This window comes from Candidatus Nitrospira neomarina (assembly GCF_032051675.1).
Taxonomy (GTDB): domain Bacteria; phylum Nitrospirota; class Nitrospiria; order Nitrospirales; family UBA8639; genus Nitrospira_E; species Nitrospira_E neomarina.
Window position 1 is genome coordinate 4,690,360 of the sequence record NZ_CP116968.1, and the last position, 21,057, is coordinate 4,711,416.

Consider the following 21,057-nt stretch of genomic DNA (forward strand, 5'->3'; position numbering starts at 1 on the left):
CTGCTGTCTCTTTAACCTCTGTCATTCACTGCGCTTACATCTCCTCTTCCATGTCCTTCTTTGTCCGGCGTGCCACGCCGGAGTCTATAGCAGCCTGAGAGACCGCCTTGGCGACCTTGGGTACTACCTGTTTGTCGAACACGCTGGGAATGATATATTCCTCACTGAGTGCGGAGTCAGGAATCATCTTGGAGAGGGCATGAGCGGCAGCAATGAGCATCGGTTCATTAATCGTTTTGGATTGCACATCAAGGGCTCCACGAAAGATGCCGGGAAACGACAAGAGATTGTTGCATTGATTGGGATAATCCGATCGCCCACTGGCATAGACGCGACAGTGGGGAATGGCGGCCTCGGGTAGAATTTCAGGGTCAGGATTGGCTAAGGCAAACACAATGGGATCCTTGGCCATGAGGGCTAAGTCTTCGGGCTTTATAATGTTGGCTGTGGAAAGACCAATTACCACATGGGCGTCTTTCAGGGCGTCCTGAAGGGTTCCGGTTGGCTGATCATACGGAATGATGCTGCGAAGCGTATGTCGATTCGGCAGAAGTTCTTCCACGGGGCGATCCAACACCAGCCCCTGCTTGTCGCATCCCTTGAGCCTGGTGACTCCGGCTCCTAAAAGTAATTCACAACAGGCCGTGCCTGCGGCTCCCAATCCGACGACCACCACGGTAATTTCATTGATGGTTCGGCGTGTGACTTTTAAGGCATTGAGAAGTGCACCCAAAATGACCACAGCCGTTCCATGCTGATCATCATGCATGACCGGAATATCCAGCTCGGCTTGCAGTCGTCGCTCAATGTCAAAGCATCGGGGGGCACTGATGTCTTCCAGGTTAATGCCTCCAAATGACGGAGAGATGGCGAGCACCGTCCGGATAATTTCTTCTGGGTCCTGGGTATTGAGACAGAGAGGCCAGGCATCAATACCGGCAAATTGATGGAACAACATTGCTTTGCCTTCCATGACCGGTAAGGCCGCGAGAGGGCCGAGGTTTCCTAAGCCCAATATGGCCGATCCGTCTGTCACGACAGCGATGCTGTTATTTTTCGTGGTAAAGGAATAGGCTTTTTTCTCATCCGCGGCAATGGCTTTGACGACGCGCCCGACTCCAGGCGTATAGACCATGGACAGGGTATTTCTGGTTTTGACGGGGAACTTGCTCTCCACCCGGATTTTCCCGCCTAAATGCATGAGGAAAATCCGGTCCGATGAGGCGATGACACGGACATCCGCCAACGAATTCAGGCGTTTCATGACCCGTTCGCCATGTTCTTCACTCTGGACATCCAGGGTAATATCCCGGATCACTTTGGTACGAGTGGCCGAGACCATATCGTACGCGCCCAAACTGGCACCTTCTTCTGCGATGGCGGTGGCTAATTGGGCGAAGACGCCGGTGCGTTGAGTCAATTCCAATCGCACGGCCATCCGGTAATTGGAATAGGGGCCGAGATCTTGCGAGGAGCTTTGCCCGTTTTGCTGTCGCTTAAAAAAATTCCACACCAAGGAGTCCCTCCTCTTCAGTTGCGCAATGAATCAATTTTGATCGGGTTACCCATAGGCTACAGACCTTTTTCTTATATTGTATCGGATTATCCAAGTTAGGGGTATGTGCTGGAGACTGAACAAGGCCATTACTATCGGCGGAAAACCTTTTGATGCTCGACGAAACCAGCGGCGGCACAACTCAGGTGGCTCAGGCAGTGCTCGCCATATCTCTGGATTGAGCTCCGCGTCTCGGCCACGCCGAATGGCCGATATAATGGGTAATGAAAAATAGAGTAGGTCAGTGAGATAACTGGTTGCCTTTGTCGTAATCCCCGGACAGGAGTTGTGGAGGGAATCCGTGGCGAGTGCGGTATGGTTTGTTTCGGCATGGCGCCTGCAGATCATGGTATCTTAATCCGGTAGTTAAAATAAGCAACTTTCTTGCATCTGTGAACCCTCGCTTATGGAATCAGATAATACCGTCGATCTCCTCCCGGATACCCGCTCAGACCTTCAAGAAGAAATTCAATTCTCCCGTTGGCTGACCGGCCTGTGTCTGTTGTTCTGCGCATGTGGGCTGGGATTGCTCATTTGGGCGGTGACGCTGTCCGATGATGTGCGCCTGGCATCACCTGCAAGCCGGGATCTGGAGCGGATCGCCAGTCGGATGTTGGGTTTTGAATCTCGCCTGCCGGAACTCTCCTCGTTTGAACAGGTGATGTACCATTTGGGAGGACAGGACGGGGAAACGCTGGAGCAAATCCGACTTTGGTATGAAGAAAGGGTGGATGATCAATCCTCAGCATTGGATAAATTGTATTTGGGCATGCTCTATGGCGAAGCCGGGTTGACCGACCAATTCAACCAGTTTGTGATGAATTGGGGGATGGAGCACAATTCGCCTGCTTCTTTTCGTCGATGGTTGGAAGTGGGATATGGGCAGAGCGAACTCTCGCCTGCTGAGTATGTCTTCCTGCAGGCGAGGTTGGCCGAAGAGGTCCCCGCAAATTGGTTTTACTTTCATCTTGCGCGACGAATAGCCGTTCAGGCCGGCGATCGGGATTTACAGAAAAATCTTCAATTACAAGAGTATCAGTTGACCGACCCCCCATTATGGAGATGGCGTGTGCTATTGGGGGGTGAGGTTGTGGTGATTGGGTTTGGGGTGGCGTTCTTTCTTCGTCTGGGATTCGCCCGGTTGAAAGGCCGGATTTTCCCGTCTCAAACCGGCTTGGCTGTCTGGCGCATTCCTTGGACATTCCGGGAGGGTATCGCGGTCTTAGCCCGTGGAGGGGCCCTGACGATTCTGTTGATGGGACTGGTGGCGGTCCTGCCTGATGGTATAGGCATTATTGAGGATTTCGGGATCGCGTTACTGTATCTTCCTCCCGTCGTCCTGACCGCTATTCTGTTGTGTCGAACCAGGAAACAATCGTTGCTACAGGTGGTGGGTTGTTCGAATGTGTGGCAACGATTGAAATCCGGTCTGCCATTGATCGTGATGTTGGTGACGCTTGGCCTTGTTGGGGACTGGCTGATTGTGCTCGGGGGGGAGGCGTTTCAATCTTCGGTGCATTGGACAGAATGGTTTGTCCCCCAGCTGATTTGGGGAACGCGGATGGAACTCATCAAAACCACAATCGACTTCGTTCTTCTGGCGCCCTTTTTCGAAGAACTCATTTTCCGGGGAATTCTCTATACGACACTTCGAATCAAATTCAGTTTTCCCCTCTCCATGGTTGCAAGTGGATTGATTTTCGCCTTGGCCCATGGCTATGGGCTGATCGCGTTTCTGACGGTTCTCTGGAGTGGGTTGTTGTGGGCATGGGCCTACGAACGAACGGGGAGTGTGATTCCCGGCATGGTGGCGCATGCCGTCAATAACGGGGTGGTGGTGTATTCTCTTGTCTCATTTTTCCGCTAAAAATGATCATGGAGCGGTTTGTTGTGATGTGCCTTCATAATGATGAATGCCGTTCAATGTCGTCCAAGGCCTGATAGAGATCAGGAAATCGAAGGGTATAGTGAAGGGTGGACAGGAGTTTGTGAATGGAGACCTGTTTGCCGATTTCCTGAAGGGGCGTGGGTGGGGGAATGGGCATGCTCCACTTTTCTGACGCAATTGAGAAAATCTCAGACCAGGTCCGTGGGGTTCCATCGCTAGCCAGATAGGTGCTACCGTTTTGAGCCCGTTCAAGGGCTCGCAAACAGATGCCTGCCGCATCTTCCACATGGAGGAGATTGACCCATTTCGGAGTATTGCGAATCCTGCCTTTTCTCATCCAATCCAACACATGACGACCTGGTCCGTATAATCCTGCCAGTCGAATGACCACAGCGCCCAATTGTGTCCGGAGATATTCTTCTCCTTGAACCCGAGGAAGGTCCATGTTGACCGGAGTCTCTTCCGTGACGATTCCGCAGGTTGCCCCATAGGCGGATGTGCTTCCCATCACCAGAATTCTACCGGACTCCCTGGGACGGCTGGTGAAGAATTTCTGGACCACATTCAATGGTGTCGCAGGAAAACACCAGATGAGATGGGCCGGGAAGGGAACGGATCGCCAGGTTTCAGGCTGGGTCAGGTCAAAATGAATTCGATGTGCAGGTGAAATATCTGAGAGATGGATATCCGGCATTCGGCTTGTTGCGAACACGTTCCACCCTGCTTCACAAGCCTGGTGGTAGATTCGTCGACCGGTATAGCCCGTGCCAAGAATGACGAGTGGATCATGGTAAAGGGAATTGTGGCTCAAGGAAGAGATCTTATCCGAATGTGTGGTTGGAAAGAGAAATTGTTCAAAAGCCAGGGCATGACCGGATTGGGGCTTTCTGGAATTCCGACATTACTCATTCTCTGAGACATATTGTTGGGCGTATCGGATGTAGTTCGCGGCAGATTCTTTGATCCACTGCACTTCAGCATCCGTCAACAGGCGATTCACTTTAGCCGGAGACCCCATGACCAGGCTCCTCGAGGGGATGTGGATATTCCGGGTAACTAAGGCTCCAGCGCCAATGACACAGTCTTCTTCGATCACGGCTCCGTCCATGATGATGGCTCCCATGCCAATCAGCACCCGATCATGAATCGTGCATCCATGGAGGACCACATGATGGCCCACCGTGATGTCATCGCCAAGAGTGAGAGGGTGGGTGTCATGCGTCACGTGCAACAGGCAGAGGTCTTGAATATTGGTCCGATGGCCAATGCGGATACTATGTACGTCTCCGCGTATGACGGCATTGAACCAGACGCTCGATTCAGATCCGATGGCCACATCCCCGATGACGACGGCCGTGTCTTCGATAAACGCGCTGGTCGCGACAGAGGGGGCAATCCCTCGATAGGTTCTTAACATGAGCGCGGTCCTTTCGCCGAATAGAGTCTCTCCATGTGAGAACGTGAGGTGAAGGTTAAAGGCGAATGAGCATGGCGCCGATTGCCAGTCCTGTAAGAACAATGAGGACGGTGAGGTACGTCGCCACGCTTCGGTCTGAGAGCCAATCGGTTTGCCAATGTTTCGGATAGGTGGTCTTTCCCGAAAACATCCAGTCTTCTTGGTACAGTCCCATACCCCTCTCGAGTTCAATTAATTGTTGTTTGGCCATTCGGTGTCGAGTGGCTTGTTGAAGAATCAGATAGACCACAAACCCTGACAAGATGACCACACCGGAAATCGTTAACCATCGCATGGTGGAGTCGGGGTGCCCAGGGGACACCACGGCAATGATCATGATCAAGAACACCAATATGGTATTGTGGAATACCGACAACCGGCTCATGTATTCCCGTCGCCGGAGCACCTCGTTTTTAAATAACGGATAGAGCATACGAATGGTTTCGAGTTGCGCCTGGGATAATTCCGGGTTGGTGTGTGGTGAGTCAGGCATAGTTCAGGTCCGGCCACCTCAAGAGAGAGGCAGATGAGCGATCATCCACTTGGCCAAATGGGTGGTCATGAGACGAAAATCTTCAGGCCGTCCGAATTGATGGTTTGCACCGGGAATGAGACGAAAATCCTTGGGCACGTTCAGAGACGTCAGTAAGCGATCAATCTGATGGACGGGAATGATTTCATCTTGATCCCCGTGCACAATCAGGGTGGGAGCTTGAATGCGCGAAGCTGAATTGTAGCCGTTATAGGTGAGACATTCCTCAAAAAAGGCATACGGCAAGGGTGTCGGGAGTTCGCCACCGAAGACGTCGGGTATGTGGTCGGTGCGTTTCCATCGGTCCATGGCGTCTGCTCCCAATTCCAGGCGAAGCACTTCAGAGAAGTCCACCACGGGGCATTTTAGGCCCAGGGCCTGTAGGAGAGGATATCGGGGGGCCGAAAGAATGGCCATGAATCCACCAAAACTGGATCCAATGAGTCCGAGCGCCTTCATGGATCTTTCGGTGAGAAAGCGGACGGCTGCATCCAGTTGTTCCTCACATTTTTGGATGCGGAGCTGTGACAGGGGCTCCGGAGAGTCACCCATGCCATACCAATCGAATCGAAGCGTCGCGATGGATTGAGGGATGAGAAGGTCCGTCAACCGCCGATTGGTTCGACTGTTTTTATCGGAGGGAAATCCATGACAAAGGATTACCGCTCGATGCGTGGAAGCAGCCGGTTGAGCGAAAATCCCTGTCGTCACAATGCCGGATGAACCGGTAAAGCTGACAGAAGCTTCAGTCCTCCCATCCCAGCTTTCTGTGGGCGATGCGGTCTCCACGAGTTGGCTATGCTTGCAGAAAGTAGAAGTGGTCGGTCGGGCCATTTCCCTGGCCAAGAGGAAGGCCGTGACGAATGGCCTCAGTCGTATAATGTTTTGCGGCCTCAATCGCGTCGGCGATGGGTTTTCCCTTGGCCAGGTTGGCGGCAATGGCAGAGGCCAGGGTACAGCCGGTTCCGTGAGTTGTATTCGTCTGAAAAAATTCCCCCTTAAACATGCGGAAAAACCTGCCGTCGTACAGTAAGTCCGTTCCCGGCTGTTCCAGCAGATGCCCGCCCTTGATCAGGACATGTTGGCAGCCGAATTGATGAATGACCTTCGCCGCCTCTCTGGCATGGGCCAGAGTCGTAATGGAGAGGCCGGATAACATTTCGGCTTCGGCAATATTTGGGGTCAGAAGGGAAGCCTGGGGGAGCAATTCAGTTTTCAGTGTGGCCATCGCTTCCTGTTCCAGAAGTGGATATCCTCCTTTGGCGACCATAACCGGATCAACAACCAGGTGCTCGAGGGGTTGTTTGGCCAGATGACGACTGACGGTTGTGATGATATCGGAGGTTGCCAGCATCCCGGTTTTAATCACGGTGACAGGAATATCGGAAAAGAGCGCCTCGAGTTGTGCGGTAATGATCGAGATAGGCAAATGAAAAACGGCAGAGACGCCGCGCGTATTTTGTGCGGTAATGGATGTTATCACCGACATCCCGAACACCCCGTTCGCGGACATGGCTTTTAGATCGGCTTGAATGCCGGCCCCTCCACTACAATCAGAGCCGGCGATGGTACAAACAGCTTTTTTCATGAGTGTCAGCGAATGAAGAGTTGTGGACGAACGGTGAGTCTAGCATGTCATATTCTGATGATCCAGGGATGCCGCATTCTAATAATCAGTACGCGTAGAAATCCTGCTGTTCCAGCTTACGTCTGAGGGCCAGGTGTTTTTGCGTATTTTTTCTTGACATTACAGGAAAAATATTTCATGGTGTTTGATTATAGAGTCACTCCTTGACGAGCCGGTCATTCCGGGCTTTTCAAGGATAGATGCTGTATGGAATCTCCCCATTCTTCAAAGTCTTCTCCTCCTTCCGATGAAGAAATTCATCGAAAGCGCCTGGGAGATCTGACGCTTTCCCTTGGGTCTTCCCAAGGGTCACCTGGACAATTATCTTCGAAATCTGAAGCTTCGAGCCATATTCCCCGATTGCCAGAGACTCGCCAATCCAAGATGTCCCCAGGTACTCCACAGCCAGATTTGCAAGAGGAGTTGCATGCTCTCCGACAGCAAGTTGAGCGGTTTATTCTGGCCTCTCAGGGGTCTCGTGAGGGGTTGTGGGTGGCTGAAATTCGTCCGGATATTCCCTGGTATTCTCCAGAGTGTCCGGTGTGGTACTCCCCTCAGTTTATCGCGATGTTGGGGTATGAGGAATCTGAGTTCCCGGGAGTCATGGGGAGTTGGGAGCAACGGTTACATCCTGACGATCGGGAGCGTGTGTTTGAGGCCTTAAGCAATCATATTGAAAAAAGGATTCCCTATCATGTGGAGTCCAGATTACGCACGAAATCAAATGGTTATCGTTGGTTTGAGGCCACAGGGGAGGGAACCTTTGATGCCAATGGCCGGTTACTTCGAGGAGGAGGAACCATACGCGATATCACGGAGCGCAAGTTGGCGGATGACCTATCAAGGCGGAACCACGCTCTGTTGGATGCTGTCCTCGCAGAAATGAGTGATGTGGTCTATGTTAAGGACCAGGATGGTCGTTACCTCCTGGTGAATCCTTCGGGCGCGGAGATTATGGGAAAGGCCATCCATGAGGTCGTCGGAAAAACCGATGAGGAAATATTCGGCACCCAGCCGCATGCGTTGTTTGTCGAGGGGGATGACCATGTGATGCAATCTGCGGGGACTCAGACCTTTGAGGTTGAGGTTCAGGAGCAGCATCCTGTTTCCCGAACGTTTTTAGTGACCAAAGACTCGTTTGGATCTTTACCGGATGGTCAGAACGGGGTCTTGGGTTTTGCTCGCGATATTACGTTCCGAAAAGCCGCTGAACTCATCATTCAGGAACGAGAAAAACGCTTCCGGGCCATTATGGAAAATGCCTATGATCTGATCACGGAAACCGATGCCGAAGGACGATTCCTCTATGTGAGTCCGAATTTCAAAGAATCTCTTGGGTACAGCTCCCAAGATCTGCTTGGCACGAGTGTCTTTGCCCCGGTGCATCCTGAAGATCGAGACAGAGTGGTGGAGGAGTTTTGTCAAGGCATGAAGACCCACGGTTCCGGCCGTTCGGTCTACCGCTATCGGCATCAGGATGGGGAGTACCACTGGTTTGAAAGCACCGGACGAGCCTTCCAAACGGCGCTTGGAGAACTGCGAGCTGTCGTGATCTCGCGAGATATCACACAGAGAAAACAATGGGAAGATGCGCTGGAGGCGATTGTTAAAGGCAATGTGATCCCCGGCTCTCCAAATTTCTTCGAAGTCCTTGTCGGTGAATTGGCGAAAGCGCTTCAGGTGCCCATGGTGTTTTTGTCGGAGCGGATTGAGCCAAATGCCAGCAAAGCCCGGACATTGGCTTTTTGGAACCACGACCAATTTGAGCCTTCAACGGTGTATGAATGTCTGGGGGGACCTTGCGAACTCGTACTTGGGGGTAACCCTGTGGACCAGCCTTCCGGTGTCCAACAACTCTTTCCTCGCAGTGAAGCGATTCAAGCGTTGAGAGTTGAGGCGTATTATGGAACGCCTCTTTTCAATTCCAAAAATGAGGTCGTGGGAAATCTCGCGCTTTTAGATACGAATCCGCATGTGCTTTCCTCTCAAGGGCATAATCTTTTGAAGATTTTTGCCTCACGGGCAGGAGCGGAACTTGAGCGCAAGCGGGCACAGGAAGAAGTTCAAAACAGCCAGGACAAGTATCGTGAGCTCTACGATCAGACTCCCTTAATTTATTTTACGGTGAATTGTCAGGGGATCATTCTCTCCGTGAATCAATATGGGGCTCAAGTGTTAGGGTATCGGGTTGAGGAATTACTGGGCACCTCTGCGTTTTCCGTGGTCTATGAGGAGGATCGTGGCCTGTTTCAATCAGGTCTGGAGAAGGGATTGCGTGAATCCACCAAAGGTATTCTTCCTGAATTCAGAAAAGTAAAAAAGGATGGAACCATCATTTGGGTGAAAGAGACGATTCAGGCCATTGAGAAACAGTCAGGGCCTCGGGTGTGGTTGCTGTCTTGTGAGGATATTACAGAGCGGAAACGGACTGAAGAGGCTTTATTATTGAGTGAGATGCAATTGCGGCATACCCAAAAAATGGAGGCAATTGGTACATTGGCCGGGGGCATCGCCCATGACTTTAATAATATTTTAGGTGCGATCCTGGGATATTCCGAATTGGCGATGGCCTACGCCACTCAGGATGAACGCTTAAAATCCTATCTAAACGAAGTGATCGCCGCCGGGAATCGGGCCCGTGATCTTGTGAAGCAAATTTTAGCCTTTAGCCGGCGCTCGGAAAAGGATAAAGAGGCCATTGATCTGCGATTGGTGATTGGGGATGTTCTGAAAATGGTTCGAGCCAGCTTTCCGTCCTCGATCGAAATTCGAACGTCCTTGGATCTTGAGTCCACGGTGATTTATGGTGACCGGACGCAAATGCAACAAGTGATTATGAATCTGTGTGCCAATGCGGAATATGCCATGCGGGAAGAGGGTGGTCTGTTGGAAATAGCCTTAGGCCATGAGTGTATTCCTGATGATGGAATGCCGGGCCTGGGCCTATGCAAAGCCGGTTCCTACCTTCAGGTGGTAATTCGTGACACAGGAAAGGGCATTCCTCTCGAAATGGTCGAGAGAATTTTTGAGCCATTTTTTACCACAAAACCTGCCGGGGAGGGCACGGGGCTCGGGCTGGCGGTTGTCCACGGGATTGTCCATAACCACGGGGGTGGGATTGCGGTGTCCAGTCGTCCGGGGGAGGGCACGACCTTCACGGTACTTCTGCCGCGCTTGGATGTGATTGCGCCGGACAAACCGGAGGAAGTCATTGCCTGGCCGACCGGATCCGGAAGGGTCTTATTTGTGGATGATGAAGAAATGCTGACGCGCTGGGGGACACAATTTCTCAGCCATTTAGGCTATGCCGTTGTAGCAAGCGTCAATCCATATGAAGCGTTAGATCTGTTTCGAGCACACCCCTCGGATTTTGATGTGGTCGTGACGGATCAAACCATGCCGACGATGAGCGGGGAGGCCTTATCTCGGGCGTTGTTAGGTATTCGAGCGGATATTCCCATTCTGTTGTGTACGGGGTTTAGCCACACCATGACTCAAGAAAAAGCCAAGCAACTCGGCATTCGGGCCTTTTTGATGAAGCCGGTCAACGGACTGTCTCTGGCTCTTGCGCTCCGGGACATCCTGGGTAAGGGGTCCACACCGGACTCAACTCAAACTGCCTAAGGAAATATCCCGTAATAATCCCCATCCATAGTTTCTGTTTTCAGCTCCTCAATCCTCCCTGAGAAATTGTCCGACCCGTTCGCCGCATGCCAACGACTCATCGGCGCCTTGGCCGGTTATTCTCCTCCTGTCGTTGGTTATTTCACCTCAATCTCGATTGCATCCGATGTGGCAAGAAGCGCATGGTCATGATCGGCCACTGTGACCATGATCTGATGCTTTCCCGTGTGCCTTTTGGTATGGGCCGTCGACAAAGCCTGCACGCGGTCGCCCTTCGTCCCTTTTTCCAAGGCATACGTCAGTTCAATCGTTGACCCCACGATGTCCCCATTGCACGGAGAGATAATCATCGGCTGAGATCCTTCATTTTCCGGCAGAGGCCGGCGCCCCTCCCATGGCCATCATGCTTCCCACCATTGCCAGTCGAACCCTCCGGAGATTGTGCCGAAAAAATTGGCACTAAAAACGATGACGCGCGAAATGCAATGTCACTGAGGATAGGCATCGCCAATGAACAATGAAACGAATCTGGTGGGAATCTGGAAGAGACAGGCTTTTTATAGAAACCGACGAAGGTGAGGGAGCCCACGCGAACGGATCGATTATTGCGCGATCTTAGTCTTGGGAAGTTTTTCGCCGATGTATAGGTACAAAAGTTTCAGAGATCCTATTAAGTCGGGGTTCGTCCCGGCAGCCGAGGTCCTTTTGTTTCGGCAGAAGGACCCAAAACCAGGGACGCCCCGTCCGGGCGCATCAGAGGGGACGGACGCGAACTACGGAAGAGCGGGCCAACTCGCATGGCTCAAACAAGGCCAGCAGGGAAATAAGAGCGTCCGTCCTGGGGCCGGGCGACAGGCGTCGAAAGGGGAAGGGGAGAGGGATAAGGCTTTGGAATATTCACCCCATGTCTAGTGTTTGCTGCACAAGTCGGCCTCGCCACAGGGCAGGATACCGTGGTCGTATCTGTCAGGCGTGGTCGAGATCGGCGTTGGAAGCGGCGCTTTTCCAGCCAACCAAAGAGAGTGCAGGAAGGCTCTGCTCCACGTGAGGAATAATTCATTAGGGGAAAGAAATGTTTGGGATAACCTGGAGGCAGGCAGAGCATCCAACACATAAGTGTCCAAGGATGGAGTAACGAGACATGAAAAAAATCCTGCTTATCGGTGTCTTGGTGTTAGTGGGGGTGTCGCTGGCCTATTGTCAGCATTTTTGGTTTCCCTACACGTGGCATCAAAAGATGACACTGGAAGTTGACGTCGATGGCCAGTTCTATACTGGCTCAAGTGTCGTGAAAGTGACCGTGAGGGACAGCGATCCGCTAACGAAGGGCCTGGGATTTTCATCCCAGTTTGGGGCGAGAGGGGAAGCGGCTTTTGTTGAACTCCCAGAAGGAAAAGTGTTGTTTGCTCTGCTCGATGGCGGTCCTCCGGATAGTGGTCCGCAGACCAATGCCATCAATATCTTTAAAGATCAATTGCCACGGCGTGGCGACGAACGGTTTGCGATCGTGGCGAAGTCGCGATTCAGGAAAGACATTCCGCGGTCTCACTACCCCCTGCTGGTGACCTTCACAGATATTAGCGATCCTACGACGGTAAAGGTCGTCGATCCGGACAATTTGGCGGAAACGTTTTGGCCAGGGGTCTCACTCAAACGCATCACCCTGGAAATTACCGACGAGCCGGTGACGGAGGGGAAGGTTGAACAATTTAGGTTTTTGAAGGTTCTAAAAAGACAAGGTACATTATCTGGTCTAGTGATAGCTGATAAGGACCATCCCGAACCCATAAATTATATAACCAGTAAAGCATTCAAAATTGGAGGAGAAAAATGAGTACGTCCTCGGAACTGATGTATGCGATTCTTGCCATGGATGCCTACAATCGAGGCTACGATCCTGGAATGGTTTTAACAGGTTCACAAATTGGTCGTGCCACTATTCCACCGATTCAACCGAGGAATTTCGTGTTTCCGGGTCTAATCCAGAAGACCCAACTCCTGACCAAGCCGCCGGCTTTTATGCGGTGGCGTATGAGTGGAATGGCGAGACCATGATTTTGTATCGGGGGACCGAAACGGATGCTGGGGTTCGTCCCGGCGGCCGAGGTTCTTTTGTTTTGGCGAAAGGACCCAAAACCAGGGACGCCCCGTCCGGCCTCATCGGAGGGGACGGACGCGAACTATGAAAGAGCGGGCCAACTCGCATGGCTCACACAAGGCCCGCCGGTGCATGAGAGCGTCCATCCCTGGGGCCGGGCGGCAGGCGTCGATAGGCGAGGAGAAATGGACTGAGAGTGTTCGAAAATCCTACTTGCGAGTTGAGGGACGCCTTTGAGCCACAGTCGGGGAATGAAGGCTGTACAACGTGATCCAAGAAAGGAACGCGTAGAGATGACCAGGAAGGGAACTTACTATCAGATGTTCAAAAAGGGAATCAGTAGAAAAAGATTGTTGCTCATGCTCTGTCTATTTCTTACCCCGCTTCTGACAGGATTCGAGTTTTTGGGATTTGCTTCGAACTCGTGGCATCAGAAGATGACGGTGGAAGTGAGGGTGAACGGGGAAGTCTACTCGGCGGCCAGTGTGGTGGCCATGAGCGTCTTTCGACACCCTGATATCCCCCTGGTGCATGGGAATCTGGATCTGGATATGGCGGGAGAAGCGGTCGTGGTTGAACTCCCTGACAATCGGCAGTTGTTTGCGCTGCTGACCTACAATGCCTATTTGGCGGTAAAGGCGTTTTCGGATGTAATGAGCCGGAAAGACCGCCAATCGTCCGACCAGTGGGCCATCGTGACTGCCCAGAAGGGCAAAGGCCGTGAGCTGGCCCCCAAGGACTACCCGCTGCTGGTGACGTTTACGGATATCACCGATCCTACGACGGTTAAGCAGGTGGATCCGGACAACTTGGCGGCCACGTTCGGGCCGGGGGTCTCCTTGAAACGCATCACGCTGGAAATCACTGATGAGCCGGTGACGGAGGGGAAGATTGAAAGTGTGTTGGGGTGGTGGTGTGCGTTACGTGAAAAAAGAGCTCGCCTGAATGGGAGCACTAGTATAGCGATTAGCGATAATGAGCTCTCAAATAACTTAGGTAGTGGGGCTTTTAAAATTGGAAAGTGTCAATGAGACGCTTACTAGGCTTATTGCAAATAATTTATAGCAATATTCAATAGGCGATCTTTCTGAGGAGGCAACATGGCGACGTCAACAGAACTCATGTATGCGATTTTAGCGATGGATGCGTACAACCGTGGCTACAATCCAGGCATTGGTGATTTGAGCGACGATATAGGGACGCAAATTGGTACTGCAACGATTTCTAATCGGTCGAGTTCCGATCCCAATGGCCCCGCCTTTGCATCCGGCTTCTATGCGGTGGCATATGAGTGGAATGGTGAAACCGTCATTCCGTATTGGGGGACGGATACGGATGCCGGGGTTCGTCCCGGCGGCCGAGGTCCTTTTGTTTCGGCAAAAGGACCCAAAACCAGGGACGCCCCGTCCGGCCGCATCGGAGGGGCCGGACGCGAACTACGGAAGAGCGGGTCAACTCGCATGGCTCAAACAAGGCCCGCGGAAAGATCAGAGCGTCCGTCCCGTTAGCCGGGCGGCAGGCGTCGGAAGGGGAAGGAGAGAGGGATAAGGCTTTGCGAGCATTCACCCCATGTCTAGTGGTTGCTGCACAAGTCGGCCTCGCCACAGGGCAGGATACCGTGGTCGTATCTGTCAGGTGTGGTCGAGAATCGGCGTTGGAAGCGGCGTCTTTCCAGCCAACCAAAGAGAGTGCAGGAAGGCTCTGCTCCACGTGAGGAATGATTCACCAGGGGAAAGAAATGTTTGGGATAACCTGCAGGCAGGCAGAGCATCCAACACATAAGTGTCCCAGGATGGAGTAACGAGACATGAAAAAAATCCTGCTTATTGGGGTCTTGGTGTTAGTGGGGGTGTCGGTGGCCTACTGTCAGCATTTTTGGTTTCCTTACACGTGGCATCAAAAGATGACACTGGAGGTAGAGGCTGATGGGCAAGGGTATCCGGGATCTAGCGTCGTAGAGGTGAGTTGGCGTAAAAACGATCCGATCGGCGCAGCCAATGGTCCAGAGTGGATCGGAGGGATACGCGGCGAAGCTCCCTATGTGGAGGTTCCAGGACACGGGGTCCTCTTTGGATTAATAAGCTTTGCAGGAAATTCATCGTATGCGGCCGACTTGGCTCCCCAGGTCATAACCGACCGGAAGGGGTGGGCACGTGGCCCACAAGAATTTTCATTAGCTAAAGCCGCAGAGGAACAAACGTTGACTATTCCTCATGATCGGTATCCCCTCCTGGTGACGTTTAGCGATATTACCGATCCAAAAACCGTCCAACAAGTCGATCCAACTAACCTGGCGGCGACGTTCGGGGCGGGCGTCTCGCTCAAGCGCATCACGTTGGAAATCACCACGAGCCGGTGACGGAGGGGAAGATAGAACGTGTGTTGGGGTGGTGGAACAACTTAACTGTACCCATTGGTGGAAAAGTAGATCGGAAATATGGTGATCCTTTATATGGGCTAGGAAAATGGAGTTTTGTGAGGAAGTAAATGGCTATTCCATCAGGCCTCGTGTATGCCTAATTCAATGATGGAGGATGCGGTGCCGAAGAGAGCACAAATCTTTTTTGGCTGGAATAATCAGACATGAGAAAAATAATTCTTATCGGTGTATTGGTGTTGGTAGGAGCCTGGTTGGCCTATTGTTTCATGGGACTGCCTACCTACACCTGGCATCAAAAGATGACTCTAGAGGTTGAGGTCGAGGAGCAGCTTTATACGGGGACGAGTGTAGTAAAAGTGAGGGTTAAAGAAAGCGAACCGCTCACGAAACAGTTGGGGTACCCGCTCCAATTTGGGGCGAAGGGGGAGGCTGCGTTCGTGGAGCTGCCGGGCTCACGCTATCTCTTTGCTTTGTTGGATGGAGGTCCCCCGGATAGTGGACCGCAGACCAATGCGGTGAATGTTTTTAAGGACCAACTGCCAAAAGGTAATCCAGAGCGTTTTGCGGTTTTGTCGAAATCGCGATTCATGACAGACCTTCCGCGGTCCCACTACCCCCTGCTGGTAGCGTTCATGGATATCAATGATCCCAACTCGGTTAGAGAGGTAGATCCGGAGAATCTGGCGGCGACGTTCGGCCCGGGGGTCTCCCTGAAACGCATCACCCTGGAAATCACCGACGAGCCGATCACGGAAGGGAAGATTGAAAGTGTGCTGGGGTGGTGGCTTGCGCAAGGAAACGAAAAAAAAGGTCCCCCTTCGCTTCGTGTTCCTAATGACAGTCCCCGTGGCTGGTATCACATAGGAGTTACTAAGTTCATCATGGGGAAGCAATGACTTCCTGATAGATAGTATGCTCAGGAATTTCTTTTGAAATTTTAATTTTCCAAGGAACATCTTTGGCTTAGCTTAACACCTACGGGGTTCGTCCCGGCAGCCGAGGTCCTTTTCTTTCGGGAAAAGGACCCAAAACCAGTGACCCCCCGTCCGGCCTCATCGGATGGGACGGAGGCGAAATATGGAAGAGCGGGCCAACTCGCGGGGCTCAAACAAGGCCCGCAGGGAAATAAGAGCGTCCGTCCTGGGGCCGGGCGACAGGCGTCGGAAGGTAAAGGGGAGAGGGATAAGGCTTTGGAACATTCAACCCATGTCAGGTGTTGGATACGCGGTTCAGCCGTGACTCAGGCCAGGCTACGGTCAAATTTGCCTGGTATAAGCGGGCATTTCCAATGCCCATTATTCTTGTCAACGTTTGCGAAGTGGGGTATTCTGCACCCATGCCTATTGAGCAATTATTAACTCGCATCACCTTTGATTCTAAGATTTGTCACGGAAAACCCTGCATTCGTGGGCTCCGGTATCCGGTGGATTGGGTGCTGGAACTTATGAGCAGCGGCATGTCGTCCCAGCAAATCTTGGCTGACTATCCGGATTTGGAAGAGACTGATCTACAGGCCGCTTGTGCGTTTGGGGCAGGCCTGGCGCGGGTTCAAGGAATTGAGCCGTTGATTGGGTGAAATTCCTAGTCGATGCGCAACTTCCCCAACATCTCGCCCAGGAATTGACGGTTACAGGACACGGCACCCTCCATACCCTGGACCTTCCCGGTGCCAACCGTACGCGGGATGAGGAATTGGCCGATCTTTCCGCCCAGGAGAATCGCATCTTAATTACAAAGGATGCCAACTTCGTCACCACCTTTCACCTGCAACCCCGCCCACCAAAGCTCTTATTGGTCTCTACCGGCAACATTGATAATGCTACCCTCCTGCACCTGTTCGTCACGAACATTAACTCCGGCTTGGGCAACACGTCATTTGTGAGTTCAGCTGAGGCTAAACCAATTTTGCTTCAGAAGTGCTCTCGTCTTATATAAACTGTCTGGATCCGCAAGCATGGGATCTCGCCCGAAGGAGCCGAAATATAATTGGTGGTGTGCTCCGCTCATGCGGCCGGAAAGATTCGGATGCCATTCACCCGGTGCGGGCGTGGGAAGCATCTTCGGCTTGAGTAATGGGTTCTTGAAAAAATTGAACCCTCGGGTTCTATCCGTTCGCGTCGGATCTGGCCTCCCGAAAACTCAATCGAAAAGTCGGAATGGAAGATTGGCCCTGCGGGTAAGCCTGAGGCACTCCAACATGGCTGGGCACAACCCGGAAATCCCCAGAGCCCACCGACGCAAAAAATCAGAAGGTGGACCCGGACATGCGCTAAAAAGAAGGGCGCGATAATGGAAATATTTACAATGAAAGATAGTCGGACCGTGCCGTGATGAATGTTACCCATTCGTCAGAAGGATAGAGTTCCTCTATCCAAATAGATCCTACCAAGTTTCAATCCCATCCCTTTGGGGAATGCCCAGAATATTCAAACCGGTTGTATATCGTAGGAAGCCTCAATGGGGCACCTTCATCACCAACATATGCATACTTTAAAAATATTTGCACCCAGCTTGAAGGTATTCCACGAATAGAAGTTAATAGGCGGCGGTGCATGCTCAGCGGTCAGATCAAAGAGAGAGTAAGGCCGCTTTGAACTGTTCACTTAAGGAGGCCTTTCATGGCACAGGTGCAGACTGAAATGCATGAGCCAAACATGCCATTCACGGGAGGGAAACCGGAATGGCATCAGTTTCTGGACCCGTCTGCTCATAAAATTTTCGTGTGGGATAGGAAAGGCGTTTATCGAGATTGTTTGTTCCTCAATCCCATATATGGACATTTCCTGGGTGGCAAGAAACTCAAGGGAAAGAAAATTTCTGAAGTCTTAGGGAAAATGGAAGCCAAGGCGGTACTCAGTAAAATCAAGCAGGCTCTGGCCTTTCGTGAGCCCGTTCAGACGGAAATAAAATGGGTGACTGATTCCGGAACTTTTCAGACGGTCATTCGATTCTTTCCTATACTAGATTTGGTTATTGGCGTGGTGATCGATCGACCGGTTTACCGTGCAAGCATGTCGACGGAAGGCCTACAAACCGTTAGCAACGGGAAGAGTCAAAATTGGCACGTAAGAGCGCCTTTGACCGAACGCGAATGGCGAATTGTGGAAGAAGTGAAATCGGGCAAAACCAATAAAGAAATTGCCCAGCATCTTGGCATCGCACCACGGACGGTGAAGTTTCACATCTCCAACATATTTGCAAAACTCCACATATCAACTCGGGAAGCTTTAAAGGAGGCGAGCCCATTGACCCTCACTCGTCCCGGCAACATCTTGGAACTTCCCCAGACTGTTGTTCATTAGGGAAGTCTTGGGGAATGCGGCAGTTGTTTTCCTAACTGTTTTCATAGAGATCCCAACATTCAGCGAATGGCGAGCAAAATATTAACCACAAAGACGTGAAAAAAAGGAGACAATGATGACTCACATGCAAAGTGAAGCCCCCTTCAATGCAGAGAGCCAGCTTGCCGGTAGTGAAGGAGCACTCAATCAAAATCATGGAACAGGTCAGCTCACTAATAACGGATCTACATCAAATCCTTCTGCCATGGATCCTAGTCAACGGGCACGCGTGGCGACGGCGACATTTGGAGAAATTGTGGCCTTACTGTGTTTCTCTCCCGTATTCAAGCACCTGAGCCTGGCGGATCTGGAATGGCTGGTGATCCCGGCCTTGGCTACCAACCAAGTCACGGTGGTGCGGGGGAAAGTGAAAGATCAAAATGAGCTCATGGTTCCCATCGGTTTAGCGCTTTGGGCGCATGTCTCGGAGGATGTGGATAAAAAGCTGGAAGGGCAACAGAAAGCCCATATACCCTTTCGCCTGGCCCCGCAGGACTGGAAGAGCGGAGAGATCCCCTGGTTATTGGCGGTGCTCGCACCCAAGGAAATCTCACTGGGGTTAGTCAAGAAATTGGAAGACTCCGTCTTTAAAGATAAACAATATAAGCGGTATGCATTGATGTCTGATCGGGCCCATTCGGTTCAAACCTCACCGACTCCTTCCTGAGAAGTGAAGAAAGCATTTGAGCGAATGACCAGACCATTATTTCCTATAGGGAAGATGATGTGCATGCCGGGGTTCGCCCCGGCAGCCTGTCCTTTTATGCGCAAATCTCTGGAGCCTGTCCTGAGCCAGATCAAAGACCTCACACAGCGCGTCGTTCTCTAAAGTCGGCTGCACAAGTCGGCCCCACCCCACGACCTCTATACAGCTATCGGACACGAAGGCAACCTTGAATTGTTGTTAAAGCGTATCTTCCACAAGTCTGAGGTCCCGTATAACTATGTTGAATCTTGCCTAAGTAGTTTTTCCCTGTACCATAGGACAGGTTTATTTTTCAAAAAACTATGGTACGTTTCCTCGGCTTCGCTAAGAGAAATTTAAGGAAGAATGCAAGCGCAATGGAAAATCCCATCACACAGCGAGGTATGACAGATCGGATGAACATGCTTCATGCCTTTTTTCGCATCGCTGATGAGAGAAGACTTTAAGAATGGAACAGATCGCCCAAGAAACCTTGACGGCACAGATGCCGGTGCAATCCAACGGTGGAATAACCAGTCATGAAGAAGTCACAGGTCATAACAAGGGAACGAGGCAGGAAGGTTCTGACTCGACGCAAATCCCTTCTGCACATGAGGCGGGGCAGCGAGCCCGTGTGGCCACGGCCACCTTTGGTGAGATTGGGGCGATGCTGAGTTTCTCGCCCGTATACAAGCATCTAAGTCTGGCAGATCTGGAATGGCTGGTGATCCCGGCCTTGGCCATCAACCAAGTGACCGTCGTGCGCGGGAAACTCAAGGATCAGAATGGTCTTCTGGTACCCATGGGATTAGCGCTCTGGGCGCATGTCTCGGAAGATGTGGATAAAAGACTGGAGGCGCAACAGCAATCGAACATCCCGTTTCATCTGGCCCCGCAGGACTGGAAGAGCGGTGAGATTCCGTGGCTGCTCGCGGTATTGGCGCCTAAGGAGGTGGCTCAGGAGTTAGTAAAGAAATTAGAAGACTCCGTTTCAAAAGATAAAACGTATAAGCGGTATGCATTAACGTATGGGCGGGCTGATTTGACTCAATCCTCACCGACCATTTCTTGAGGATTACGAAATGAATGTGAGCCAATGTCGTTGAATTAAGAAGAACCGTACAACGTGATCCAAGAAAGGAACGCGTAGAGATGACCAGGAAGGGAACTTACTATCAGATGTTCAAAAAGGGAATCAGTAGAAAAAGATTGTTGCTCATGCTCTGTCTATTTCTTACCCCGCTTCTGACAGGATTCGAGTTTTTGGGATTTGCTTCGAACTCGTGGCATCAGAAGATGACGGTGGAAGTGAGGGTGAACGGGGAAGTCTACTCGGCGGCCAGTGTGGTGGCCATGAGCGTCTTTCGACACCCTGATATCCCCCTGGTGCATGGGAATCTGGATCTGGATATGGCGGGAGAAGCGGTCGTGGTTGAACTCCCTGACAATCGGCAGTTGTTTGCGCTGCTGACCTACAATGCCTATTTGGCGGTAAAGGCGTTTTCGGATGTAATGAGCCGGAAAGACCGCCAATCGTCCGACCAGTGGGCCATCGTGACTGCCCAGAAGGGCAAAGGCCGTGAGCTGGCCCCCAAGGACTACCCGCTGCTGGTGACGTTTACGGATATCACCGATCCTACGACGGTTAAGCAGGTGGATCCGGACAACTTGGCGGCCACGTTCGGGCCGGGGGTCTCCTTGAAACGCATCACGCTGGAAATCACTGATGAGCCGGTGACGGAGGGAAAAATTGAAAGCCTGTTGGGGTGGTTAGGACCTCATCCGGAACCAACGTTAGGGCATTCAAAAGATATTTTTAATCCAATTTTTGCTGCTACTGTTCACCACGGAGATTTCATAAGGAGATAACT

21 protein-coding genes are annotated in these 21,057 nt (G+C 51.8%); 14 read left to right on the forward strand and 7 right to left on the reverse strand.

Translation table 11 applies throughout. The annotated features are described in order from the left end of the window. Positions 1-34: 34 nt before the first annotated feature. The gene (locus PQG83_RS20355; RefSeq protein WP_312749157.1) at positions 35-1,513 is read right to left on the reverse strand and encodes an NAD-dependent malic enzyme; all 1,479 of its coding nucleotides are present in this window, start codon (positions 1,511-1,513) and stop codon (positions 35-37) included. A gap of 448 nt (positions 1,514-1,961) precedes the next feature. Between PQG83_RS20355 and PQG83_RS20360 the strand changes: the two genes are divergently transcribed. Next, on the forward strand, positions 1,962-3,422 hold the full coding sequence (locus tag PQG83_RS20360; RefSeq protein ID WP_312745038.1) for a CPBP family intramembrane glutamic endopeptidase: 1,461 nt from the start codon (positions 1,962-1,964) through the stop codon (positions 3,420-3,422). Between the two features lie 34 nt (positions 3,423-3,456). On the opposite strand, the gene PQG83_RS20365 is transcribed toward PQG83_RS20360, so the two are convergent. The 5 genes from PQG83_RS20365 to thiD all read right to left on the reverse strand — a co-directional run bounded on the left by PQG83_RS20365 (position 3,457) and on the right by thiD (position 7,019). After that, the gene (locus PQG83_RS20365; protein ID WP_312745041.1) at positions 3,457-4,254 is read right to left on the reverse strand and encodes a Rossmann-fold NAD(P)-binding domain-containing protein; all 798 of its coding nucleotides are present in this window, start codon (positions 4,252-4,254) and stop codon (positions 3,457-3,459) included. Between the two features lie 90 nt (positions 4,255-4,344). After that, on the reverse strand, positions 4,345-4,860 hold the full coding sequence (locus PQG83_RS20370) for a gamma carbonic anhydrase family protein (RefSeq protein ID WP_312745044.1): 516 nt from the start codon (positions 4,858-4,860) through the stop codon (positions 4,345-4,347). A gap of 55 nt (positions 4,861-4,915) precedes the next feature. Beyond that, entirely contained in the window at positions 4,916-5,392 is a 477-nt protein-coding gene (locus PQG83_RS20375; RefSeq protein ID WP_312745047.1) for a hypothetical protein, read from the reverse strand. Positions 5,393-5,410: 18 nt separating this feature from the next. Next, the gene (locus tag PQG83_RS20380) at positions 5,411-6,265 is read right to left on the reverse strand and encodes an alpha/beta hydrolase family protein (RefSeq protein ID WP_312745051.1); all 855 of its coding nucleotides are present in this window, start codon (positions 6,263-6,265) and stop codon (positions 5,411-5,413) included. Beyond that, the gene (gene thiD / locus PQG83_RS20385; protein ID WP_312745054.1) at positions 6,228-7,019 is read right to left on the reverse strand and encodes a bifunctional hydroxymethylpyrimidine kinase/phosphomethylpyrimidine kinase; all 792 of its coding nucleotides are present in this window, start codon (positions 7,017-7,019) and stop codon (positions 6,228-6,230) included. Before thiD ends, PQG83_RS20380 begins: the two co-directional genes overlap by 38 nt. A 246-nt stretch (positions 7,020-7,265) precedes the next feature. Here thiD and PQG83_RS20390 point away from each other — a divergent pair, with 246 nt between their 5' ends. After that, positions 7,266-10,682: a PAS domain-containing hybrid sensor histidine kinase/response regulator gene (locus PQG83_RS20390; protein WP_312745057.1), complete on the forward strand. Its 3,417-nt coding sequence runs from the start codon at positions 7,266-7,268 to the stop codon at positions 10,680-10,682. Between the two features lie 137 nt (positions 10,683-10,819). On the opposite strand, the gene PQG83_RS20395 is transcribed toward PQG83_RS20390, so the two are convergent. Beyond that, the gene (locus tag PQG83_RS20395) at positions 10,820-11,032 is read right to left on the reverse strand and encodes a hypothetical protein (protein WP_312745060.1); all 213 of its coding nucleotides are present in this window, start codon (positions 11,030-11,032) and stop codon (positions 10,820-10,822) included. A gap of 791 nt (positions 11,033-11,823) precedes the next feature. Between PQG83_RS20395 and PQG83_RS20400 the strand changes: the two genes are divergently transcribed. The 12 genes from PQG83_RS20400 (at position 11,824) to PQG83_RS20455 (ending at position 21,055) form a co-directional block, all read left to right on the forward strand. Beyond that, positions 11,824-12,516, forward strand: coding sequence for a hypothetical protein (locus PQG83_RS20400; protein ID WP_312745063.1), 693 nt, complete (start codon positions 11,824-11,826; stop codon positions 12,514-12,516). Continuing rightward, positions 12,513-12,737, forward strand: coding sequence for a hypothetical protein (locus tag PQG83_RS20405; RefSeq protein ID WP_312745066.1), 225 nt, complete (start codon positions 12,513-12,515; stop codon positions 12,735-12,737). Before PQG83_RS20400 ends, PQG83_RS20405 begins: the two co-directional genes overlap by 4 nt. Before the next feature lie 402 nt (positions 12,738-13,139). Next, the gene (locus PQG83_RS20410; protein WP_312745069.1) at positions 13,140-13,811 is read left to right on the forward strand and encodes a hypothetical protein; all 672 of its coding nucleotides are present in this window, start codon (positions 13,140-13,142) and stop codon (positions 13,809-13,811) included. Positions 13,812-13,880: 69 nt separating this feature from the next. Continuing rightward, positions 13,881-14,288: a hypothetical protein gene (locus PQG83_RS20415; RefSeq protein ID WP_312745072.1), complete on the forward strand. Its 408-nt coding sequence runs from the start codon at positions 13,881-13,883 to the stop codon at positions 14,286-14,288. Positions 14,289-14,587: 299 nt separating this feature from the next. Then, positions 14,588-15,139, forward strand: a complete 552-nt coding sequence (locus PQG83_RS20420) for a hypothetical protein (RefSeq protein WP_312745074.1) — start codon at positions 14,588-14,590, stop codon at positions 15,137-15,139. A gap of 224 nt (positions 15,140-15,363) precedes the next feature. After that, positions 15,364-16,056 carry a hypothetical protein gene (locus tag PQG83_RS20425; RefSeq protein ID WP_312745077.1) on the forward strand — a complete coding sequence of 231 codons (693 nt, stop codon included), beginning with the start codon at positions 15,364-15,366 and terminating at the stop codon, positions 16,054-16,056. Between the two features lie 392 nt (positions 16,057-16,448). After that, on the forward strand, positions 16,449-16,736 hold the full coding sequence (locus tag PQG83_RS20430; protein ID WP_312745080.1) for a DUF433 domain-containing protein: 288 nt from the start codon (positions 16,449-16,451) through the stop codon (positions 16,734-16,736). Next, complete coding sequence (locus tag PQG83_RS20435) at positions 16,733-17,095, forward strand: DUF5615 family PIN-like protein (protein WP_312745083.1); 363 nt, start codon at positions 16,733-16,735, stop codon at positions 17,093-17,095. The genes PQG83_RS20430 and PQG83_RS20435 overlap by 4 nt, the downstream gene beginning before the upstream one ends. Before the next feature lie 683 nt (positions 17,096-17,778). Further along, complete coding sequence (locus tag PQG83_RS20440; protein WP_312745086.1) at positions 17,779-18,462, forward strand: response regulator transcription factor; 684 nt, start codon at positions 17,779-17,781, stop codon at positions 18,460-18,462. Positions 18,463-18,574: 112 nt separating this feature from the next. Continuing rightward, positions 18,575-19,168 carry a toxin-activating lysine-acyltransferase gene (locus PQG83_RS20445; RefSeq protein WP_312745089.1) on the forward strand — a complete coding sequence of 198 codons (594 nt, stop codon included), beginning with the start codon at positions 18,575-18,577 and terminating at the stop codon, positions 19,166-19,168. Positions 19,169-19,655: 487 nt separating this feature from the next. Further along, a complete protein-coding gene (locus PQG83_RS20450; RefSeq protein WP_312745092.1) occupies positions 19,656-20,258 on the forward strand; it encodes a toxin-activating lysine-acyltransferase in 603 nt (200 codons plus the stop codon). Between the two features lie 146 nt (positions 20,259-20,404). Beyond that, on the forward strand, positions 20,405-21,055 hold the full coding sequence (locus PQG83_RS20455) for a hypothetical protein (protein ID WP_312745094.1): 651 nt from the start codon (positions 20,405-20,407) through the stop codon (positions 21,053-21,055). Positions 21,056-21,057: the final 2 nt, after the last annotated feature.